This is a genomic window from Aggregatibacter kilianii, from assembly GCF_003130255.1.
Taxonomy (GTDB): domain Bacteria; phylum Pseudomonadota; class Gammaproteobacteria; order Enterobacterales; family Pasteurellaceae; genus Aggregatibacter; species Aggregatibacter kilianii.
In genome coordinates this window covers 1,372,368-1,390,356 of the sequence record NZ_NRCN01000001.1, presented here as the reverse complement: position 1 = coordinate 1,390,356, position 17,989 = coordinate 1,372,368, and the positions used below count along the sequence as shown (strand labels likewise).

Genomic DNA, 17,989 nt, shown 5'->3' with positions numbered 1-17,989 from the left:
TAACGTTGGAGGCTGATTAACCCGTAAGGAGCAGTAATGCGTCACTACGAAATCGTGTTTATGGTCCACCCGGATCAAAGCGAGCAAGTACCAGGGATGATTGAACGTTATACCGGTTCTGTAAAAGAAGCCGGCGGTCAAATTCATCGCCTAGAAGATTGGGGTCGCCGTCAATTAGCATACCCAATTAACAAATTACATAAAGCACACTATGTGCTTATGAATGTAGAAGCGCCTCAACAAGTAATCGACGAGCTAGAAACAACTTTCCGTTATAACGACGCTGTATTGCGCAGCCTTGTTATTCACACTAAGCACGCCGTAACCGAAGCGTCCCCAATGGTTAAAGCAAAAGACGATCGTAAAGCTTTAACTGAAGTTGAATCCAACGATTTTGAGGATGCTGAAGAGTAATTTGAATATTGATAATCGTTTATCCATTATTGGTGTTGTCGCCAATAATCCTAAACGACGCAAAAGCCCGAATGGAATCGAACATTGCCAATTTTTATTGGAACATCGTTCAACCAAGCAAGAAGCAAATTTAACGCGACAAGCGTGGTGTAAAATTCCCGTTCAAATCAGTGGCAATCAATTAGTAGAAAAAACTCAAGGCATTACGGTCGGCAGTAAAATATTAATTCAAGGTTTTTTAACCACACACCAACTCAATAATGGGTTGACACAATTAGTGTTACATGCCGAGCAAATCGAATTTATAGATTAGGAGACTAGCCAAATGGCACGTTATTTCCGTCGTCGTAAGTTCTGCCGTTTCACAGCGGAAAATGTTGTTGAAATCGATTACAAAGATATCGCTACATTAAAGAACTACATTTCTGAAAGCGGCAAAATTGTACCAAGCCGCATTACCGGTACTCGTGCGAAGTACCAACGCCAATTAGCCCGCGCAATCAAACGCGCACGTTATTTAGCGTTATTACCTTACTCTGATACACATCATCACTAAGAAGGGGAAGGTCAAATGCAAGTAATTCTTTTAGATAAAATTGCACACTTAGGTAAAGTGGGCGATCAAGTAAATGTTAAATCCGGTTTCGCGCGTAACTACTTAATCCCACAAGGTAAAGCAGTTATGGCAACCAAAGCTAACATTGAACATTTTGAAGCACGTCGTGCAGAATTAGAAGAGAAAGCAGCTCAAGCATTAGCCGCCGCTGCTGACCGCGCAGCACGTTTAGAAGCATTAGGTTCTGTTACCATCGCGGCTAAAGCAGGTGATGAAGGTCGTCTATTCGGTTCTATCGGTACTCGTGACATCGCTGAAGCAATCACTGCTAAAGGTGTTGAAGTAGCGAAAAGTGAAGTGCGTTTACCAAACGGTTTAGTCCGTACTCTTGGTGAACATGAAGTGACTTTCCAATTCCACGGTGAAGTCTTCTCTCACTTAAACGTTGTTATCGTTGCTGAATAATTAACGCATACAAAAAACCCGGTTTCATTACCGGGTTTTTTTATTGTTCTTTTATAGCACGTAAAGTGCGGTCATAAAAAATAACGTTTTTAAGCTATAAAAAATTATTACCCCAATTCTGTTATTACTCTCCTATATCACTTTCATTCTATTTTCTTCGTAAATTACGATCCCGATCGCAAAATTTGCTTTCATCAATATTTATCACTCGCTATTTGCCTATAATCCCGCGTTTTGAACAAGAGCGAGAAAACCATGAATAATCATCCGGAACTTTTATTACGTCTATTGCAAATTCCCAAACTGGGACCAACCACAATTCATAAAATCCTAGCTCAAGTAAATTTAACGGAATTGCAAAATTACGACGCCGTTGCTTTTCGTCAAATGGGATGGAATGCTCAACAAATACAGGCCTGGTTTCACCCTGAAATGCGTTATATCGAGCCGGCATTGTTATGGGGTGAAAAAGAAGGCAACATAATTCTGGATTATTTCCACCCGAACTATCCTGAACTACTCAAACAAATCGAAAGTGCGCCGCCTGTGTTATTTGTAAAAGGAAACTGTTCGGCACTATCACAACAACAAATTGCCATTGTCGGCAGTCGCCAATGTTCTAACTATGGAGAATACTGGGCAAAATATTTTGCCACCGAACTGACTACCAATGGCTTTATTATCACCAGTGGCTTAGCATTAGGCATTGACGGATTTTGTCATCAAGCAGCCGTAGATTTAAACCAACCGACTATTGCGGTTTTAGGTAGCGGATTAGAAGAAATTTACCCCACCAAACACCGCAAGCTGGCACAAGAAATTATCACCAACAATGGCGCATTAGTTTCCGAATTCTTCCCATTGCACCCCCCGGTGGCAGAAAACTTTCCACGTCGCAACCGCATTATTAGCGGTTTATCTTTAGCAACGTTAATTATTGAAGCAACAGAACGAAGCGGCTCTTTAATTACTGCCCGTTATGCTTTAGAACAGAATCGGGAAATTTTTGCCTTGCCGGGGAATATTCAAAGTCAATTTAGTCAAGGTTGCCATAAGTTAATAAAACAAGGGGCAATGTTGGTCGAAAATATTGAGGATATTTTGGAAAATTTATCACCATCTCCGATATGGAAAAAACGTCCGCAAAACTTACCGCACTTTACCTCCCGCACAACAACCCACGCGCAGTTGCCGGAACCGGTTACGCCATCTCATCCGAAAATTTACGACACAATTGGCTATAGTCCCATTAGCATTGATGATTTAGTAGCGAAACTAGGGTTATCGGTAGATCAGCTTCTCACCCAATTATTAGAATTGGAATTGCAGGATTTAATTATCAGTGAAAATGGATTGTATCGACGATCTTAATTTCAGTTATCAAATCCACCCCATTGATAAACAAATACCATTCGATAATGAGATCTAATATATTCCTCTAAGAAATAATGTTCCTTTGTTTCCTTTAAATAAAAAATGCGCTTAATTCTAAGCGCATTTTGGGGTTTCAATAGGCTATTTATATTCCACTACCACATCGCCTTCGGTAATTGCATCACCGTAAATTGGCTGCAAGGTTTTTTCGTAGGCTTGTTTTAACACACCTTGTTTTCCCAATTTTTCAATTTCGGCATTTAACCAATTTAACAATTCAACATCACCTTTTTTTACTGCCGGCGCAATGAAATCTTGATCACCTAAATTTTTAACGCCCACAGTGAACCCCGGATTTTCTTTCGCCCAAGCGAATAATAGGGTATTGTCATGAGCAAGCGCATCACCACGACCATCACGTAAAGCTTCAAAAGTTTCGGTATTTTGCTCAAATTTCAACAGTTTGATGTCAGGATAATTTTTAGTGAAATAAGCGTCTGCGGTGGTGCCTTTATTGATTAACAAGGTTTTGCCTTTTAATTGATTCACATCGCTAATCACCGCGCCGTCTTTCGACACTACGCCCAACGCCACTTTCATGTAAGGTTTAGCAAAATCCACCACTTCCGCACGCGCCGGGGTGACAGTGAAATTAGCAAGGATAATATCCACTTTATTGGAAGTGAGGTATTCCACACGGTTGGCCGCTTCAACTAACACATATTCCGCTTTATTTTCATCACCCAATAAATCTTTGGTGATAGCTTTGGCGATTTCTACGTCAAATCCTTGGCTTTTGCCTTGACTGTCCACATAGCCGAATGGCGGTTTGTCGCTGAATACGCCGATACGCAATTTGCCGGCTTGTTTGAGTTGCTCAATCGTTGACGAGGTCGCCGATTCAGTTTTACCCTCTTTATCGTTACACGCGGTTAAGCCTATCGCCAATAATGCGGTGGCGAAAAGTGCGGTCACTTTTTTAAATGTTTTGTTCATAATTAACTCCTCTCGGTTCGTAATTTAAGATATTAAGAAAGCTTTTTGCACGGTCGGTTTGCGGATTGGTGAAGAAATCCGATGGTGCCGCCTGCTCTACGATTTGCCCTTTATCCATAAACACAATGCAGTTCGCCACTTGGCGGGCAAAGGACATTTCATGTGTCACAATCAGCATCGTCATGCCGTCTTTCGCTAAGCCCAAAATCACATCCAGCACTTCACGCACCATTTCCGGGTCAAGTGCGGCAGTGACTTCGTCAAACAGCATAATGTCGGGATTCATACACAAAGAACGGACGATGGCAATACGTTGTTTCTGACCACCCGATAATTCGCGCGGATAGGCATTTTTACGCTCAAACAGCCCGACCCGTTTCAACAACATATCGGCTTGCGCTTCCACTTCAGCACGTTGCCGTTTCTGCACTTTGAGCGGACCAAGCAAAATATTGTCGATGACCGACATATGCGGAAATAATTCATAGCTTTGGAACACCATGCCGATATGTTGACGAGCCTTCACCCAAGGTAAGTCTTTACCCAACTCACCTTCATTTTGCAAAATTAATTGACCGCTCTTTATCTCTTCTAAGCCGTTAATGCAACGTAGAAGGGTACTTTTGCCACAGCCTGACGGGCCTAAAATCACCACCACTTCGCCTTTTTTAACGGATAAATTAATATCGTTTAATGCGAGGGTGTCACCGTAATATTTCACTAAATTTTTAATTTCTAACAAGGGCATACACACCTTCTATTTTTCCCAATAAGTTTCCAAATAACGCGAAAGTAAGGATAACGGATAGCAAATTGCAAAATATAACAAGAAAATCACGCCATAAATCCACAAAGCGGCAGAGGGCTCGGTGAATAAGGAAGTCTCAATAATCTGTTGTCCCACTTTGATGACCTCTAATACACCGATTAACATGGCAAGAGAACTGGTTTTCACCATGCGGGTAAATAAGTTGATCGCACTTGGTGTGACACGTTTTAAACTTTGTGGCAATAAAATATAACGAAAAGTCTGTAGCGACGTTAAACCTAATGCGTGAGCGGATTCTACTTGATGTTTTTCAATAGAAGTTAACGCGCCCCGCACTAAATCTCCCATTTCCGCCGCTCCCCAAAAAATGAAGACCCAAATACATACGGTAACGCCATCAATATGCGTGTTGAACCATTTCGCCACGCCGAAATAGGTAATAAAAAGTAAGACCAACAAAGGAATAATGCGGACAAATTCCAAATAAAAGCGGCAAAGGGCGCGAATGACCCGGTTCTTGTTTGTCATCAATAAACCGAGAATTACACCAAGAACACAAGCAAAAAAAACGGAAACAAAGGCAATTTTAGCCGTCACCCATAATCCGCCCAGTAATCGCTCAAAGTTACTCCCTTCAAATAATACATTAAGCGCCATATTTTGCTCTCCGTGTACGGCGTTCCAAATATGCAACAAATAAAGACACCGGCAATAAAATCATTAAATAAAACACGACCAATAAAAATAGAGCTTCATTCGTTTTGTAATCCATTCCAATAATTTCTTTTGCCATAAACATCAACTCGGCAATGGCAATCGCACTCACCACGGAAGTTTCTTTCATTAAAAATAAGCAATTCGCACCAATGGCAGGTGTGGCGATAGCAAAGGCTTGAGGGAATAATACGTAACGAAAGGCCTGTACCGGCGTCAATCCTAAACTTAAAGCGGATTCCAACTGTCCACGAGAAATGGCTTCCAAGCCGCCTCGAATGGCTTCCGCCATATAACTGCCGCCTAAAAAGGCCAAACCGATGATCGCGCAAGTAAAACCATCCAGTTTGATCCCCACTTTAGATAAGCCAAAATACAAAAAGAAAACCTGAATTAATAAAGGCGTATTACGGGAAAGTTCGATATAAAACTTCACCACAAGATTGAGAATCTTAATTTTATAAGTTGTGACTACCGCACAGAAAAAACCGACTAAAAGCGATAGCACAATTGCCCAGAAAGAAAGTTGTAAAGTAATAAATGTTGCATCAACAAATCTGGGGATGACATTCCAAATATACTGCCAGTTCATGAGTATTCCAAAAGACCTAAACCTTCTGGCATTATAAAAATAAGATAATTTCAGATGGAAAGAACGAATTTGTATATCTTATAACCTAAAGAAATTTAAACATCGTTTTTATCACATAAACTATGATCAAAAGTGCGGTCGATTTTCGTCATGTTTTTTCTTCTTTTTATTGTCAGCATCAGCAAGGTTGCAACTGTAGAATAAGTTGACAGAAAGCGGTTTGGAGATTAAAATCTGCGGTCTGTTCTTGTATGGACAGATTTTGTAAAACACATTCTTTAATGAATTTTTATTAAACTGGAGTTTTTTAATGGCAACAATCAACCAGCTAGTACGCAAACCGCGTGTGAAAAAGGTTGTAAAAAGTAACGTTCCTGCATTAGAGGCTTGCCCGCAGAAACGTGGTGTGTGCACACGTGTATACACAACTACACCTAAAAAACCGAACTCAGCATTACGTAAAGTATGCCGTATTCGTTTAACCAATGGTTTCGAAGTAACCTCATACATCGGCGGTGAAGGTCACAACCTTCAAGAGCACAGTGTTGTGCTTATCCGTGGCGGTCGTGTTAAAGACTTACCGGGTGTGCGTTATCACACCGTACGCGGCGCATTAGACTGCGCAGGCGTGAAAGATCGTAAACAAGGTCGTTCTAAATACGGCGTTAAACGTCCTAAAGCTTAATGGTTCTCCGTTAAGTAAGGCCAAACGCTAAATTAGTAAAACTTATTTAAATCGCAAACTCCAGTATCTAATTAACCCCTTATATCAAAAGTGCGGTTAATTTTTATCGAGTTTTGGGATACCCTGAAGATTATAAAAACGGAGAAATTCGCAATGCCACGTCGTCGTAGTATTGAACAGCGCAAGATTTTACCGGATCCGAAGTTCGGTTCAGAATTACTTGCTAAATTTATCAATGTCATCATGGTAGATGGTAAAAAATCTATCGCAGAATCTATCGTTTATAACGCGTTAGACACATTATCTCAACGTACCGGTAAAGAAGCTTTAGAAGCTTTTGAAGCGGCATTAGACAACGTACGCCCAACCGTGGAAGTTAAATCCCGTCGTGTTGGTGGTTCTACTTACCAAGTACCGGTTGAAGTTCGTCCGGTTCGTCGTAACGCATTAGGTATGCGTTGGATCGTTGAAGCGGCCCGTAAACGCGGTGATAAATCAATGGCTTTACGTTTAGCCAACGAATTATCTGACGCATCCGAAAACAAAGGTGCCGCAGTTAAGAAACGTGAAGACGTTCACCGTATGGCTGAAGCTAACAAAGCGTTTGCTCACTACCGTTGGTAATATTCGGTTAGCAGTTACGTTTTTAGGCTTCATCTCATATTTTTATGCGATGAAGCCTCATTCATTTATAAAATTTCGTATTTAATTTTAAATAAGAAATCGTCAAGGAAATAATAATGGCTCGTACAACCCCTATTGAAAGATATCGTAACATTGGTATCAGTGCGCATATTGATGCGGGTAAAACTACTACTACTGAGCGTATCTTGTTCTATACCGGCGTAAGTCACAAAATCGGTGAAGTGCACGATGGTGCCGCAACCATGGACTGGATGGAACAGGAACAAGAACGTGGTATTACCATCACCTCTGCGGCAACCACCGCATTCTGGTCCGGTATGTCACAACAATTCCCACAACACCGTATTAACGTTATCGACACCCCAGGACACGTTGACTTTACTGTTGAAGTAGAACGTTCTATGCGTGTTCTTGATGGCGCGGTGATGGTTTACTGTGCGGTTGGTGGTGTTCAACCACAATCTGAAACCGTATGGCGTCAGGCAAACAAATACGAAGTTCCGCGCATTGCGTTCGTTAATAAAATGGACCGTACCGGTGCAAATTTCCTACGCGTGGTTGATCAATTAAAAACCCGTTTAGGTGCCAATGCAGTTCCACTTCAACTACCTGTTGGTTCAGAAGAAAACTTTACCGGTGTTGTTGATTTGATCAAAATGAAAGCAATTAACTGGAATGAAGCTGACCAAGGTATGACCTTCACTTATGAAGACATTCCTGCAGATATGCAAGCCGCTTGTGAAGAATGGCGTCAAAACCTTGTTGAAGGTGCTGCGGAAGCTTCCGAAGAGTTAATGGAAAAATACCTTGGCGGTGAAGAATTAACAGAAGAAGAAATCAAAGCCGGTCTTCGTCAACGCGTATTAGCAAATGAAATCATCTTGGTAACTTGTGGTTCTGCATTTAAAAACAAAGGCGTACAAGCAATGCTTGATGCGGTTGTTGAATACTTACCGGCACCAACAGATATTCCTGCGATCAAGGGTATCAATCCAGATGAAACAGAAGGTGAACGTCATGCAAGTGATGAAGAACCATTCTCTTCATTAGCATTCAAAATTGCAACTGACCCATTCGTAGGTAACTTAACCTTCTTCCGTGTATATTCCGGTGTAATTAATTCTGGTGATACCGTGTTGAACTCCGTACGTCAAAAACGTGAGCGTTTCGGTCGTATCGTTCAAATGCACGCAAATAAACGTGAAGAAATCAAAGAAGTTCGTGCGGGCGATATCGCTGCTGCTATCGGCTTAAAAGATGTGACAACAGGTGATACATTATGTGCTATTGAAGCACCAATTATCCTTGAGCGTATGGAATTCCCAGAGCCGGTAATCTCTGTTGCAGTAGAACCAAAAACGAAAGCAGACCAAGAAAAAATGGGTCTTGCATTAGGTCGTCTTGCACAAGAAGACCCTTCATTCCGTGTTCACACTGATGAAGAATCTGGTGAAACCATTATTTCTGGTATGGGTGAGTTACATTTGGATATCATCGTTGACCGTATGAAACGTGAATTCAAAGTGGAAGCTAACATTGGTAAACCACAAGTATCTTACCGTGAAACAATCCGCTCTCGTGTTAACGATGTGGAAGGTAAACACGCAAAACAATCCGGTGGTCGCGGTCAATACGGTCATGTTGTTATCGACTTGTACCCATTAGAGCCGGAAGGCCCGGGGTACGAATTTGTTAACGAAATTAAAGGTGGTGTAATCCCTGGTGAGTACATCCCTGCTGTTGACAAAGGTATTCAAGAACAACTTAAATCCGGTCCGTTAGCGGGCTATCCGGTAGTTGATCTCGGTGTTCGTTTACACTTCGGTTCATACCATGATGTAGACTCCTCCGAATTGGCGTTTAAACTTGCCGCATCTTTAGCATTCAAAGCTGCGTTCGCAAAAGCAAACCCTGTTCTACTTGAGCCAATCATGAAAGTTGAAGTAGAAACTCCGCCTGAGTACGTAGGTGACGTAATTGGTGACTTAAGCCGTCGTCGCGCTATGGTGAACGGTCAAGAAGCGAATGAATTCGTTGTTAAAATCGACGCCGAAGTTCCGCTTTCTGAAATGTTTGGTTATGCAACCGACCTACGCTCCCAAACTCAAGGTCGTGCTTCCTACTCAATGGAACCATTGAAATATGCTGAAGCACCGAAAAACGTGGCTGAAGCAGTTATTGAAGCTCGTAAAAAATAATTTTGTTTAACTAATCCACAAGCCATCCTGGCTTGTGGACTTATACATTGAGGAAACTTAATCGTGTCTAAAGAAAAATTTGAACGTACAAAACCGCACGTTAACGTGGGTACAATCGGCCACGTTGACCATGGTAAAACCACTTTAACAGCAGCTATCACAACCGTATTAGCAAAACATTACGGTGGTGCGGCTCGTGCATTCGACCAAATCGATAACGCGCCTGAAGAAAAAGCGCGTGGTATCACCATCAACACATCCCACGTTGAATACGATACTCCAACACGTCACTACGCACACGTTGACTGTCCGGGGCACGCCGACTATGTTAAAAACATGATTACCGGTGCGGCGCAAATGGATGGTGCTATCTTAGTAGTAGCAGCAACTGATGGTCCTATGCCACAAACTCGTGAGCACATCTTATTAGGTCGCCAAGTAGGTGTTCCTTACATCATCGTGTTCTTAAACAAATGCGACATGGTAGATGACGAAGAGTTATTAGAATTAGTTGAAATGGAAGTTCGTGAACTTCTTTCTCAATATGACTTCCCGGGTGACGATACACCAATCGTACGTGGTTCTGCATTACAAGCATTAAACGGCGTAGCAGAATGGGAAGAAAAAATCCTTGAATTAGCAAGCCACTTAGATTCTTACATTCCTGAGCCTGAGCGTGCTATCGACCAACCGTTCCTTCTTCCAATCGAAGACGTGTTCTCTATCTCCGGTCGTGGTACAGTAGTAACAGGTCGTGTTGAGCGTGGTATCATCCGTACTGGTGATGAAGTTGAAATCGTAGGTATCAAACCGACTGCGAAAACTACCGTAACCGGTGTTGAAATGTTCCGTAAATTACTTGACGAAGGTCGTGCAGGTGAAAACATCGGTGCATTATTGCGTGGTACCAAACGTGAAGAAATCGAACGTGGTCAAGTATTGGCTAAACCGGGTTCAATTACTCCACACACTGATTTCGAATCTGAAGTGTACGTATTATCCAAAGAAGAAGGTGGTCGTCATACTCCATTCTTCAAAGGTTACCGTCCACAATTCTATTTCCGTACAACTGACGTAACCGGTACTATCGAGTTACCGGAAGGTGTGGAAATGGTTATGCCTGGCGATAACATCAAAATGACCGTATCCTTAATCCACCCAATCGCGATGGACCAAGGTTTACGTTTCGCTATCCGTGAAGGTGGCCGTACAGTAGGCGCCGGTGTGGTAGCTAAAATTATCAAATAATTGATAATCAACCTGATAAGAAAGGCGTATCGAATGATACGCTTTTTTTTCATCATGTTGATAAAACGAATCTGATGAAAACACAATAAAAAATGACCGCACTTTATTGTATTTAAAGTGCAGTCATGATTTTAAATATTTTTACTGAACTAGAATCTGCTATTTCTTCCAATTCTTCAGCGCATCTGCAAAGGCATTGCCCATCGCATTATTTGCTCGCGGATTGCTACGGTCTTGGCGGGCATTATCAGAACGCGGTTTTGCGGATAAAGTGCGGTCAGATTTTCCGTCATTTTTCACCGCACTTTCATCTAAACGCATGGTTAATGCAATACGACGACGCGCCACATCCACTTCCAATACTTTCACTTTTACGACATCACCTGTTTTCACCACTTGATGCGGATCTTCCACAAATTTATCGCTGAGGGAAGAAATATGAACCAAGCCGTCTTGATGTACGCCAATATCCACAAAGGCACCAAAATTAGTCACGTTGGTTACCGTACCTTCTAAGATCATACCTGCTTTCAAATCTGTGATTTCTTCCACGCCCTCAGCGAAGGTGGCGGTTTTAAATTCACCGCGCGGGTCACGTCCCGGTTTTTCCAATTCTTTAAAAATATCCTGAACGGTCGGCAAACCAAATTGCTCATCGGTAAACTGTTTTGCATCAAGCTGGAGCACTAAGCCTGCATTGCCCATTAAATCCTGAATCGATTGTTCCGTCGCTTGTAGAATTTTTTCTACCACCGGATAGGCTTCCGGGTGTACACCGGAGGCATCTAACGGATTATCGCCTGCAGCGATACGCATAAACCCAGCGCATTGCTCGAAGGCTTTAGGGCCTAAACGTGGTACTCTTTTCAGTTGTTCACGGCTGTCAAAACGCCCGTTTTCATCACGGTATGTCACAATATTCTGCGCTATCGTTTTGGTCATACCCGCCACACGAGCCAATAATGGCACAGAGGCGGTGTTTAGGTCCACGCCTACGGCGTTTACACAGTCTTCCACCACCGCATCCAATTTACGCGCTAATTGGCTTTGATTTACGTCATGTTGATACTGCCCCACGCCAATGGCTTTTGGCTCGATTTTCACCAATTCCGCCAATGGATCCTGCAAGCGACGAGCAATGGACACGGCACCACGCAAGGACACATCCAAATCTGGAAATTCCTGCGCTGCCAATTCGGAAGCGGAATAGACGGAAGCACCCGCTTCGCTCACCACCACTGTTTGTGGTTTATTTTCTTTAATTTCCTTGATCACATCTTTGGCGAAACGCTCTGTCTCGCGAGAGGCAGTCCCATTCCCGATTGCAATCAATTCCACGTTGTGTTGTTTAATTAATTGGAAAATAGACAACATCGCACGCTCCATCTGCCCGGTATGCGGATAAATGGTATCGGTTGCCAATAACTTACCGGTGTTATCCACCACAGCCACTTTCACGCCGGTACGTAGCCCCGGGTCTAACCCCATCGTGTTCTTGGCGCCTGCCGGCGCAGCCATTAAAAGTGCGGTCAGATTTCGGGCAAATACATCAATGGCTTCATCTTCCGCTTTCTCACGTAAGGTCGCCATGAGTTCCGTTTCTAAGTGCAAGGCCACTTTAATTTTCCATGTCCAAGCAATCACTTGCTCACGCCATTTATCGGCAGGTTGACCATTAAAACGAACCCCTAAATAATCACGAATAATCTCTTCACAATAGCTTTGGCGACTGCCCTCTTCCGCTTCCGGGTCCGCATTCAAACTTAATTGTAAAATGCCTTCATTGCGACCACGGAACATCGCCAAAGCACGGTGAGACGGCACATTTTTAAGCAGCTCTTGGTGATCAAAATAATCTTGGAATTTTGCGCCTTCTGTCTCTTTGCCCTCAATCACCTTAGAAACGATAAGTGCATTTTTGCTTAAATAATCACGCACTTTTGCCAACAATCCTGCGTCTTCGGCAAAACGTTCCATCAAAATATAACGGGCACCGTCTAATGCAGCCTTAACATCTGCCACGCCTTTCTCCGCATTCACATAATCAAGTGCGGTGGTTTCCGGAACTGTTTTTGGCTCGTTCCAAAGTAAATCCGCCAATGGCTCAAGCCCAGCTTCAATGGCAATTTGGCCTTTAGTACGGCGTTTCGGTTTAAACGGCAAATACAAATCTTCCAACTCGGTTTTGCTTTGTGTAGTTTGAATTTTGTCACGTAATTCATCCGTTAATTTGCCTTGTTCTTCAATGGATTTCAGAATGGTTTGGCGACGGTCTTCCAACTCGCGTAAATAAATTAAGCGGGTTTCAAAATGACGCAATTGCGTATCGTCCAAGCCTCCGGTGGCTTCTTTGCGATAGCGGGCAATAAAAGGAATCGTGTTGCCATCGTCTAATAATTGAATGGCGGCAAGAATTTGGCTATCACGCACATTCAATTCCTGCGCGATAAGTTGACTGATTTGTTGATTTAACATTCTGTGTACTTCTTAGTGGTGAAAAAAACGGACATAGAATACTGTTTTTGGACGAGAGGCTCAAATGTTTGTTCCTTTTTCGGTATAATTTTGTGGCACTTGAGGAATTTAACATGGCAAAATCAAATTACATCACCCGTCAAGGCTGGAACGTACTTGACCAAGAATTAAAATTTTTGTGGAAAGAAGAACGCCCTAAGGTAACGCAAGCGGTATCTGACGCGGCGGCATTAGGCGACCGCAGTGAAAATGCAGAATATATTTACGGCAAACGTCGCTTACGCGAAATCGATCGTCGTGTGCGTTTTCTCACCAAGCGTTTGGAAGTCTTGCAAATCGTGGATTATTCACCAAAGCAAGAAGGTAAAATCTTTTTCGGCGCTTGGGTAGAGCTGGAAAACGAAGACGGCGAAGTCAAACAATATCGGCTGGTCGGTTGCGATGAGTTTGACCCGGCAAAGAATTGGATTTCAATTGATTCTCCGGTAGCACGAGCTTTAATTGGCAAAGAGGAAGACGACGAAATTACCGTAGAAACACCTTCCGGCAAAATTCAGCTGTATGTGAATCGCATTTGGTATGAAAAGGTCTGAAATAAAAAGTGCGGTCAAAATCCACCGCACTTTTTCTTGACTAGCTCTCCTTCCCCTCTTCCTGTGCTGAAAAATCCTGCATCATTTTATGCATTTTTTTACAGTTTCGGGCAAAGGCTCGACAATACGGACAAATCGCCAAGTGCATATAAACCTGACTGTTTTTGAGCAATGAAAGCGGCTTTTCTTGGTTTTCCGAGATTAATTTGGTGACATTTTGACATTTCATGATTCCCACCTTATTTCTTATTATCAAACCAATTACGGGTTAAACAGGCTTGCAACTGTAAACGGGCGCGATATAATAACACATGTAAATTTGACGTAGATAAATCGCACTCTTGGCAAATTTGTTCACTTTTCATTTCAAAATATTCACGCATCATAAATACACGGGCTTGCTGAGCAGGCAAATGTTCCAAACAGGCTTCAAAAATTATCCAAAATTCTTTTTTGTACAGCTGCTCAGACGGCTCTTGCCACGTTGTTGGCAGAAAATTATTACGATCCCAATGACCGGTCTGATCAAAAAACACATTTGGATCCTCATCTTCATCACCATCATATACTTCCGACACAGTTAGCGTACGACGTCGATAATTAATCAAATCAATAATTTGATTCTTTAAAATAGCAAAAAACCAGGTTTTTAATGCCGCGGCACCTTTGAACGAATCGGCGTGTTGATAAGCCTTGGTTAAGGCTTCCTGAACCACATCTTCGGCTAAATCTTCATCGCGCAGTTGTAATACGGCAAACTTTAACATTTGTTGTCGGATAGTTTGTATTTGCTGCGATGAAATATTTTTAAAAGAGAATTGCATGGTATAAGTCCATTTTATGCGACACAAATAATGCGGCTATCATAGCGTTAAGTATTAGGCAAATAAATGATGCAATAGCACGAAATCAAAATAACTCTATGATTTGAGTTAAAGTTTATAAGAATTATCACAAACCCAAAACTTTGGATATGCCCATTAGACGGAACAATGCCTAAATTTCTTACAAAAAATTTTAATTTTTTAGAAGAGACATAAAACCCCAAAAAATATCCCTATGATTTGAAAGGAATTTTATAAAAGAAAGGAATAAAAAAAGTGCGATCAATTTTGACCGCACTGTTGAAGTTGGAATAAAAACACATCCAAAAAATTAAATGTGTCTTATTTTTGCAGGATTAGAATGTAATATTAAGATTTGTCCAGAAACGACGACCATCTTCTACCGTCCAACTTCCGCCGTTGGTATCCACACGCTCGCCAATTTCATTACCAATATTTAATACCGCAAAGTTAAGGGAGACATTTGGATTAAATTTGTAAGTTGTACCAAAATCTACCGTTGTATATCCACCACGGGTACGATAAGCGTTTCGACTGTCTCCATTACGCGGATTTGCCCAAATTTGTTTGCCTTTATAAGCAACTCGGGTATAGGCGCTTAAGCTATCATTCACCATCCAATTAAGTTTTCCGCTGGCTGCATGCTTAGGCGTATTATCTAATGGCAATCCTCTTAAACTCACGCCTGAAGCCGAAATGTCTTCATCAGATTTACGTTTTGAGTGCTGATATGTATAAGATAAATCGACGTTCCAATGCTCATTAAACGGAATGTGGGAACTTACCTCGACACCTTTAATATTGGCTCGACCGACATTGCTGTATTCATAAAGTTTTGCGCCGGTAAGCGGATCCTCCGGATTTCCGGTGTAATGGCTGGTGAGTTTATTCTTAAAATCCGTATTAAACAAGGTTACCGTCGCATTGGCGCCGCTATCGTGATGATAAACAACACTAATCTCTTCGTTTACGCTGGTTTCCGGTTTTAAGTTTGGATTACCGTAAATCACACCGGCACCCGCTTCTGTGGCAGTGACATAACTTTCGCTTAATTCACGAATACTTGGCGCGCGGAAAGCCTTAGCAATTCCCCCTTTTACACTAAAGTTATCATTAATATGATAAACAGCGTAGGCTCTTGGGTTCCAATGCGCACCAAATTTCTGATGATGATCTAAACGAGTACCCAATGTTAATAGGAATTTATCCGAGAAATTAATTTCATCTTCAACGAAAAACGCATACTGATGAACTTTATTTTCTGTATTTTGATAAACCGGTACCGAACGGGTTTGCGTTCTTCCATTCACCGTTCTTGTCACTCGGTTTACTTTGATAACGGAATCATCTTCCAATTTTGCATTTTGATATTGCCCGCCAAACACAAAAAAGTGATTTGCCACAGGTAACATGAACTTCGCATCAAATACGGTATTAGTAATTTCAGGTTTACGAGAATCCATCACCCCATTCGTGGTCACTTCACGTTTTGCTTTTTCTTGATATAAGCTCAATTCCGAACTCATCACATCCCAATCGGCCTGATGAGTCAAAGACCAATGATTTCTGCTGGCACGAGTTGAGCTCGGTTTATTTTGAGCCACACTGGTACCACGAGTTGTGGTAAGGGCTAAGGATTTTCCCGGAGTTTCATATTTTTCTAATAGATGGCGACCACCCTCTAAAATAAAAGTTTGTTTATCTGTTGGAGTAAAGGAAAGTTTGGCATTGATATTACGATTTTTATTACGGTTAGAACCACCGATAATATCATCTTCAGGGCGATAGTCTGCACCGCCATAAACTTGAAGACCTAACTTATCTTGAACTAATGGACCTGAGACAAAGAAATTACCATGATGTCCATTACCAAAAGTGCTCTTACCATGTGCGGTAAAACCGACAGAAGCAGAGCCTGTCCACGCTTTGGTGACATTTTTAGTAATAATGTTGACGACGCCGCCCATCGCATCAGAACCATACAGAGAAGACATCGGTCCGCGCACCACCTCAATACGCTCAATCGCATTCAGCGGCGGAATGAACGCGCCTTCAAAACCACCATTACCATTTGGACGGGACTCACGGGTATTCTGGCGGCGACCATCCACCATAATCAATGTGTAATCAGCCGGTAAACCACGAATAGAAATATCCGATTTATTCACATTACTACCGCTAACATTTACACCCGGAATATCTTGTAGCGCCTCTTCCAAACGATTAGCCGGGTGCTGTTTAAGCTGTTCCTGATTGACTATACTGATACTGGCAGGAGCATCTTTTAAATCTTGGGATGTACCGGCTGCCGTGACAACGATTGGTGCTAACGTTTCACTATTCGTTTCTTCAGCTAAGACTTGAGTCGAGAAAGCAGAAAAGATAGCAAGACTAATTGGAGAAAATTTCATATACGATTTCATAAAAAGACCCATTTTGGTATTAGTAATAATTCTCTTTTATAATATAAAAAAAGATACGATCTTTGAAGAGAGGCATATTTTCGATTTTAGAACATTTTTTCATATCACCAATCCGACAGTCATATTATTTTCAGTTGAATTATTTTCTTGATGCAGTATCATTTGCGCCCTGCATTTTTGCAGAATCACATATTCACTGGGTTCCCTAACCCCAATTTAAACTAAAAAGGTAAAACAAATGACACACTCATTTTCGATCTTTAATGATCAACAAAAACGTCGAGCGTTAGTTCTGCTCAGTTTCTTTCACATTTTTATCATTGCTGCCAGCAACTATTTCGTGCAAATTCCTTTTGAAGTTCATGTACCACTGACACTATTCGGTGCGCAGGAAGACTTCATGTTTCACAGCACCTGGGGAACACTTACTTTCCCGTTTATCTTCTTAGCCACAGATTTAACCGTGCGGGTGTTCGGTGCGAAAGAAGCGCGTTGGATTATTTTTATTGTCATGATTCCCGCGTTAATTATCAGCTACTTGGTTTCCACTCTTTTTTCCGATAGCCAATATCAGGGACTATCCGTATTAAGTGAGTTTAACTTGTTTGTTTTCCGTATTGCCCTAGCAAGCTTCTGCGCTTATGTATTTGGTCAGTTATTGGATGTGTTGGTGTTTAACCGCTTACGCCAATTGAAAACTTGGTGGATTGCACCAACCAGCTCCATGGTATTCGGTTCAATGGCGGATACCTACTTGTTCTTCGCCATTGCATTCTATGCCAGCAGCGACCCATTTATGGCGGAACATTGGATGGAAATCGGTTTTGTGGATTACCTGTTCAAACTCTTTATCGGCTTATTATTATTCGTGCCGGCTTACGGTGTAGTACTAAACATAATACTCCGTAAAATTAAAGCGCTGACGGCGTCCATGCAAACAGAGCTAGAGTTGCCACAAAATCAACAAATCTAACGGATAAACAAATGCCCTGAACAA

Annotated in this window: 19 protein-coding genes; 11 read left to right on the top strand and 8 right to left on the bottom strand. The window is 41.9% G+C overall.

What is annotated here, in order from left to right; all coding sequences use genetic code 11:
• The first annotated feature begins 36 nt into the window (after positions 1-36).
• The 5 genes from rpsF (at position 37) to dprA (ending at position 2,806) form a co-directional block, all read left to right on the top strand.
• On the top strand, positions 37-414 hold the full coding sequence (rpsF, locus tag DK428_RS06580; RefSeq protein ID WP_005555822.1) for a 30S ribosomal protein S6: 378 nt from the start codon (positions 37-39) through the stop codon (positions 412-414).
• Entirely contained in the window at positions 401-727 is a 327-nt protein-coding gene (priB, locus tag DK428_RS06575; RefSeq protein ID WP_005704762.1) for a primosomal replication protein N, read from the top strand. Before rpsF ends, priB begins: the two co-directional genes overlap by 14 nt.
• A gap of 12 nt (positions 728-739) precedes the next feature.
• Positions 740-970, top strand: a complete 231-nt coding sequence (rpsR, locus tag DK428_RS06570; protein ID WP_005541294.1) for a 30S ribosomal protein S18 — start codon at positions 740-742, stop codon at positions 968-970.
• A 15-nt stretch (positions 971-985) separates the two neighbouring features.
• Entirely contained in the window at positions 986-1,435 is a 450-nt protein-coding gene (rplI, locus tag DK428_RS06565; RefSeq protein WP_109065069.1) for a 50S ribosomal protein L9, read from the top strand.
• 255 nt (positions 1,436-1,690) lie between these two features.
• Positions 1,691-2,806 carry a DNA-processing protein DprA gene (gene dprA / locus DK428_RS06560; RefSeq protein WP_109065070.1) on the top strand — a complete coding sequence of 372 codons (1,116 nt, stop codon included), beginning with the start codon at positions 1,691-1,693 and terminating at the stop codon, positions 2,804-2,806.
• A gap of 144 nt (positions 2,807-2,950) precedes the next feature.
• Here the strand turns inward: dprA and DK428_RS06555 are convergent, their stop codons facing one another.
• The 4 genes from DK428_RS06555 to DK428_RS06540 are packed head-to-tail and all read right to left on the bottom strand — an operon-like array spanning position 2,951 to position 5,880.
• The gene (locus DK428_RS06555) at positions 2,951-3,805 is read right to left on the bottom strand and encodes a cysteine ABC transporter substrate-binding protein (protein WP_109065071.1); all 855 of its coding nucleotides are present in this window, start codon (positions 3,803-3,805) and stop codon (positions 2,951-2,953) included.
• Positions 3,789-4,553 carry an amino acid ABC transporter ATP-binding protein gene (locus tag DK428_RS06550; RefSeq protein ID WP_109089975.1) on the bottom strand — a complete coding sequence of 255 codons (765 nt, stop codon included), beginning with the start codon at positions 4,551-4,553 and terminating at the stop codon, positions 3,789-3,791. The genes DK428_RS06555 and DK428_RS06550 overlap by 17 nt, the downstream gene beginning before the upstream one ends.
• Before the next feature lie 9 nt (positions 4,554-4,562).
• Complete coding sequence (locus DK428_RS06545) at positions 4,563-5,231, bottom strand: amino acid ABC transporter permease (protein WP_109065073.1); 669 nt, start codon at positions 5,229-5,231, stop codon at positions 4,563-4,565.
• The gene (locus DK428_RS06540; RefSeq protein WP_109065074.1) at positions 5,221-5,880 is read right to left on the bottom strand and encodes an amino acid ABC transporter permease; all 660 of its coding nucleotides are present in this window, start codon (positions 5,878-5,880) and stop codon (positions 5,221-5,223) included. The genes DK428_RS06545 and DK428_RS06540 overlap by 11 nt, the downstream gene beginning before the upstream one ends.
• A 310-nt stretch (positions 5,881-6,190) precedes the next feature.
• Between DK428_RS06540 and rpsL the strand changes: the two genes are divergently transcribed.
• From rpsL to tuf, 4 genes are all read left to right on the top strand, one after another.
• The gene (gene rpsL / locus DK428_RS06535; RefSeq protein WP_005543325.1) at positions 6,191-6,565 is read left to right on the top strand and encodes a 30S ribosomal protein S12; all 375 of its coding nucleotides are present in this window, start codon (positions 6,191-6,193) and stop codon (positions 6,563-6,565) included.
• Positions 6,566-6,718: 153 nt separating this feature from the next.
• Complete coding sequence (rpsG, locus tag DK428_RS06530) at positions 6,719-7,189, top strand: 30S ribosomal protein S7 (protein WP_109065075.1); 471 nt, start codon at positions 6,719-6,721, stop codon at positions 7,187-7,189.
• Between the two features lie 116 nt (positions 7,190-7,305).
• Positions 7,306-9,408, top strand: coding sequence for an elongation factor G (fusA, locus tag DK428_RS06525; protein WP_109065076.1), 2,103 nt, complete (start codon positions 7,306-7,308; stop codon positions 9,406-9,408).
• Between the two features lie 63 nt (positions 9,409-9,471).
• Entirely contained in the window at positions 9,472-10,656 is a 1,185-nt protein-coding gene (tuf, locus tag DK428_RS06520; protein WP_109092129.1) for an elongation factor Tu, read from the top strand.
• A 159-nt stretch (positions 10,657-10,815) separates the two neighbouring features.
• On the opposite strand, the gene DK428_RS06515 is transcribed toward tuf, so the two are convergent.
• A complete protein-coding gene (locus DK428_RS06515; RefSeq protein WP_109092128.1) occupies positions 10,816-13,131 on the bottom strand; it encodes a Tex family protein in 2,316 nt (771 codons plus the stop codon).
• Positions 13,132-13,244: 113 nt separating this feature from the next.
• Here DK428_RS06515 and greB point away from each other — a divergent pair, with 113 nt between their 5' ends.
• Positions 13,245-13,724, top strand: coding sequence for a transcription elongation factor GreB (greB, locus tag DK428_RS06510; RefSeq protein WP_050692533.1), 480 nt, complete (start codon positions 13,245-13,247; stop codon positions 13,722-13,724).
• Positions 13,725-13,764: 40 nt separating this feature from the next.
• Here greB and DK428_RS06505 read toward each other — a convergent pair whose 3' ends face one another.
• The 3 genes from DK428_RS06505 to DK428_RS06495 form a co-directional block, all read right to left on the bottom strand.
• Entirely contained in the window at positions 13,765-13,953 is a 189-nt protein-coding gene (locus DK428_RS06505; protein ID WP_050692534.1) for an anti-sigma factor family protein, read from the bottom strand.
• A 10-nt stretch (positions 13,954-13,963) separates the two neighbouring features.
• Complete coding sequence (locus DK428_RS06500; protein WP_109064497.1) at positions 13,964-14,548, bottom strand: sigma-70 family RNA polymerase sigma factor; 585 nt, start codon at positions 14,546-14,548, stop codon at positions 13,964-13,966.
• Between the two features lie 356 nt (positions 14,549-14,904).
• A complete protein-coding gene (locus tag DK428_RS06495; RefSeq protein WP_109090070.1) occupies positions 14,905-16,992 on the bottom strand; it encodes a TonB-dependent receptor domain-containing protein in 2,088 nt (695 codons plus the stop codon).
• Positions 16,993-17,230: 238 nt separating this feature from the next.
• On the opposite strand from DK428_RS06495, the gene DK428_RS06490 reads away from it, so the two are divergent.
• The gene (locus DK428_RS06490; protein ID WP_109064498.1) at positions 17,231-17,965 is read left to right on the top strand and encodes a 7-cyano-7-deazaguanine/7-aminomethyl-7-deazaguanine transporter; all 735 of its coding nucleotides are present in this window, start codon (positions 17,231-17,233) and stop codon (positions 17,963-17,965) included.
• The last annotated feature ends 24 nt before the right edge of the window (positions 17,966-17,989 follow it).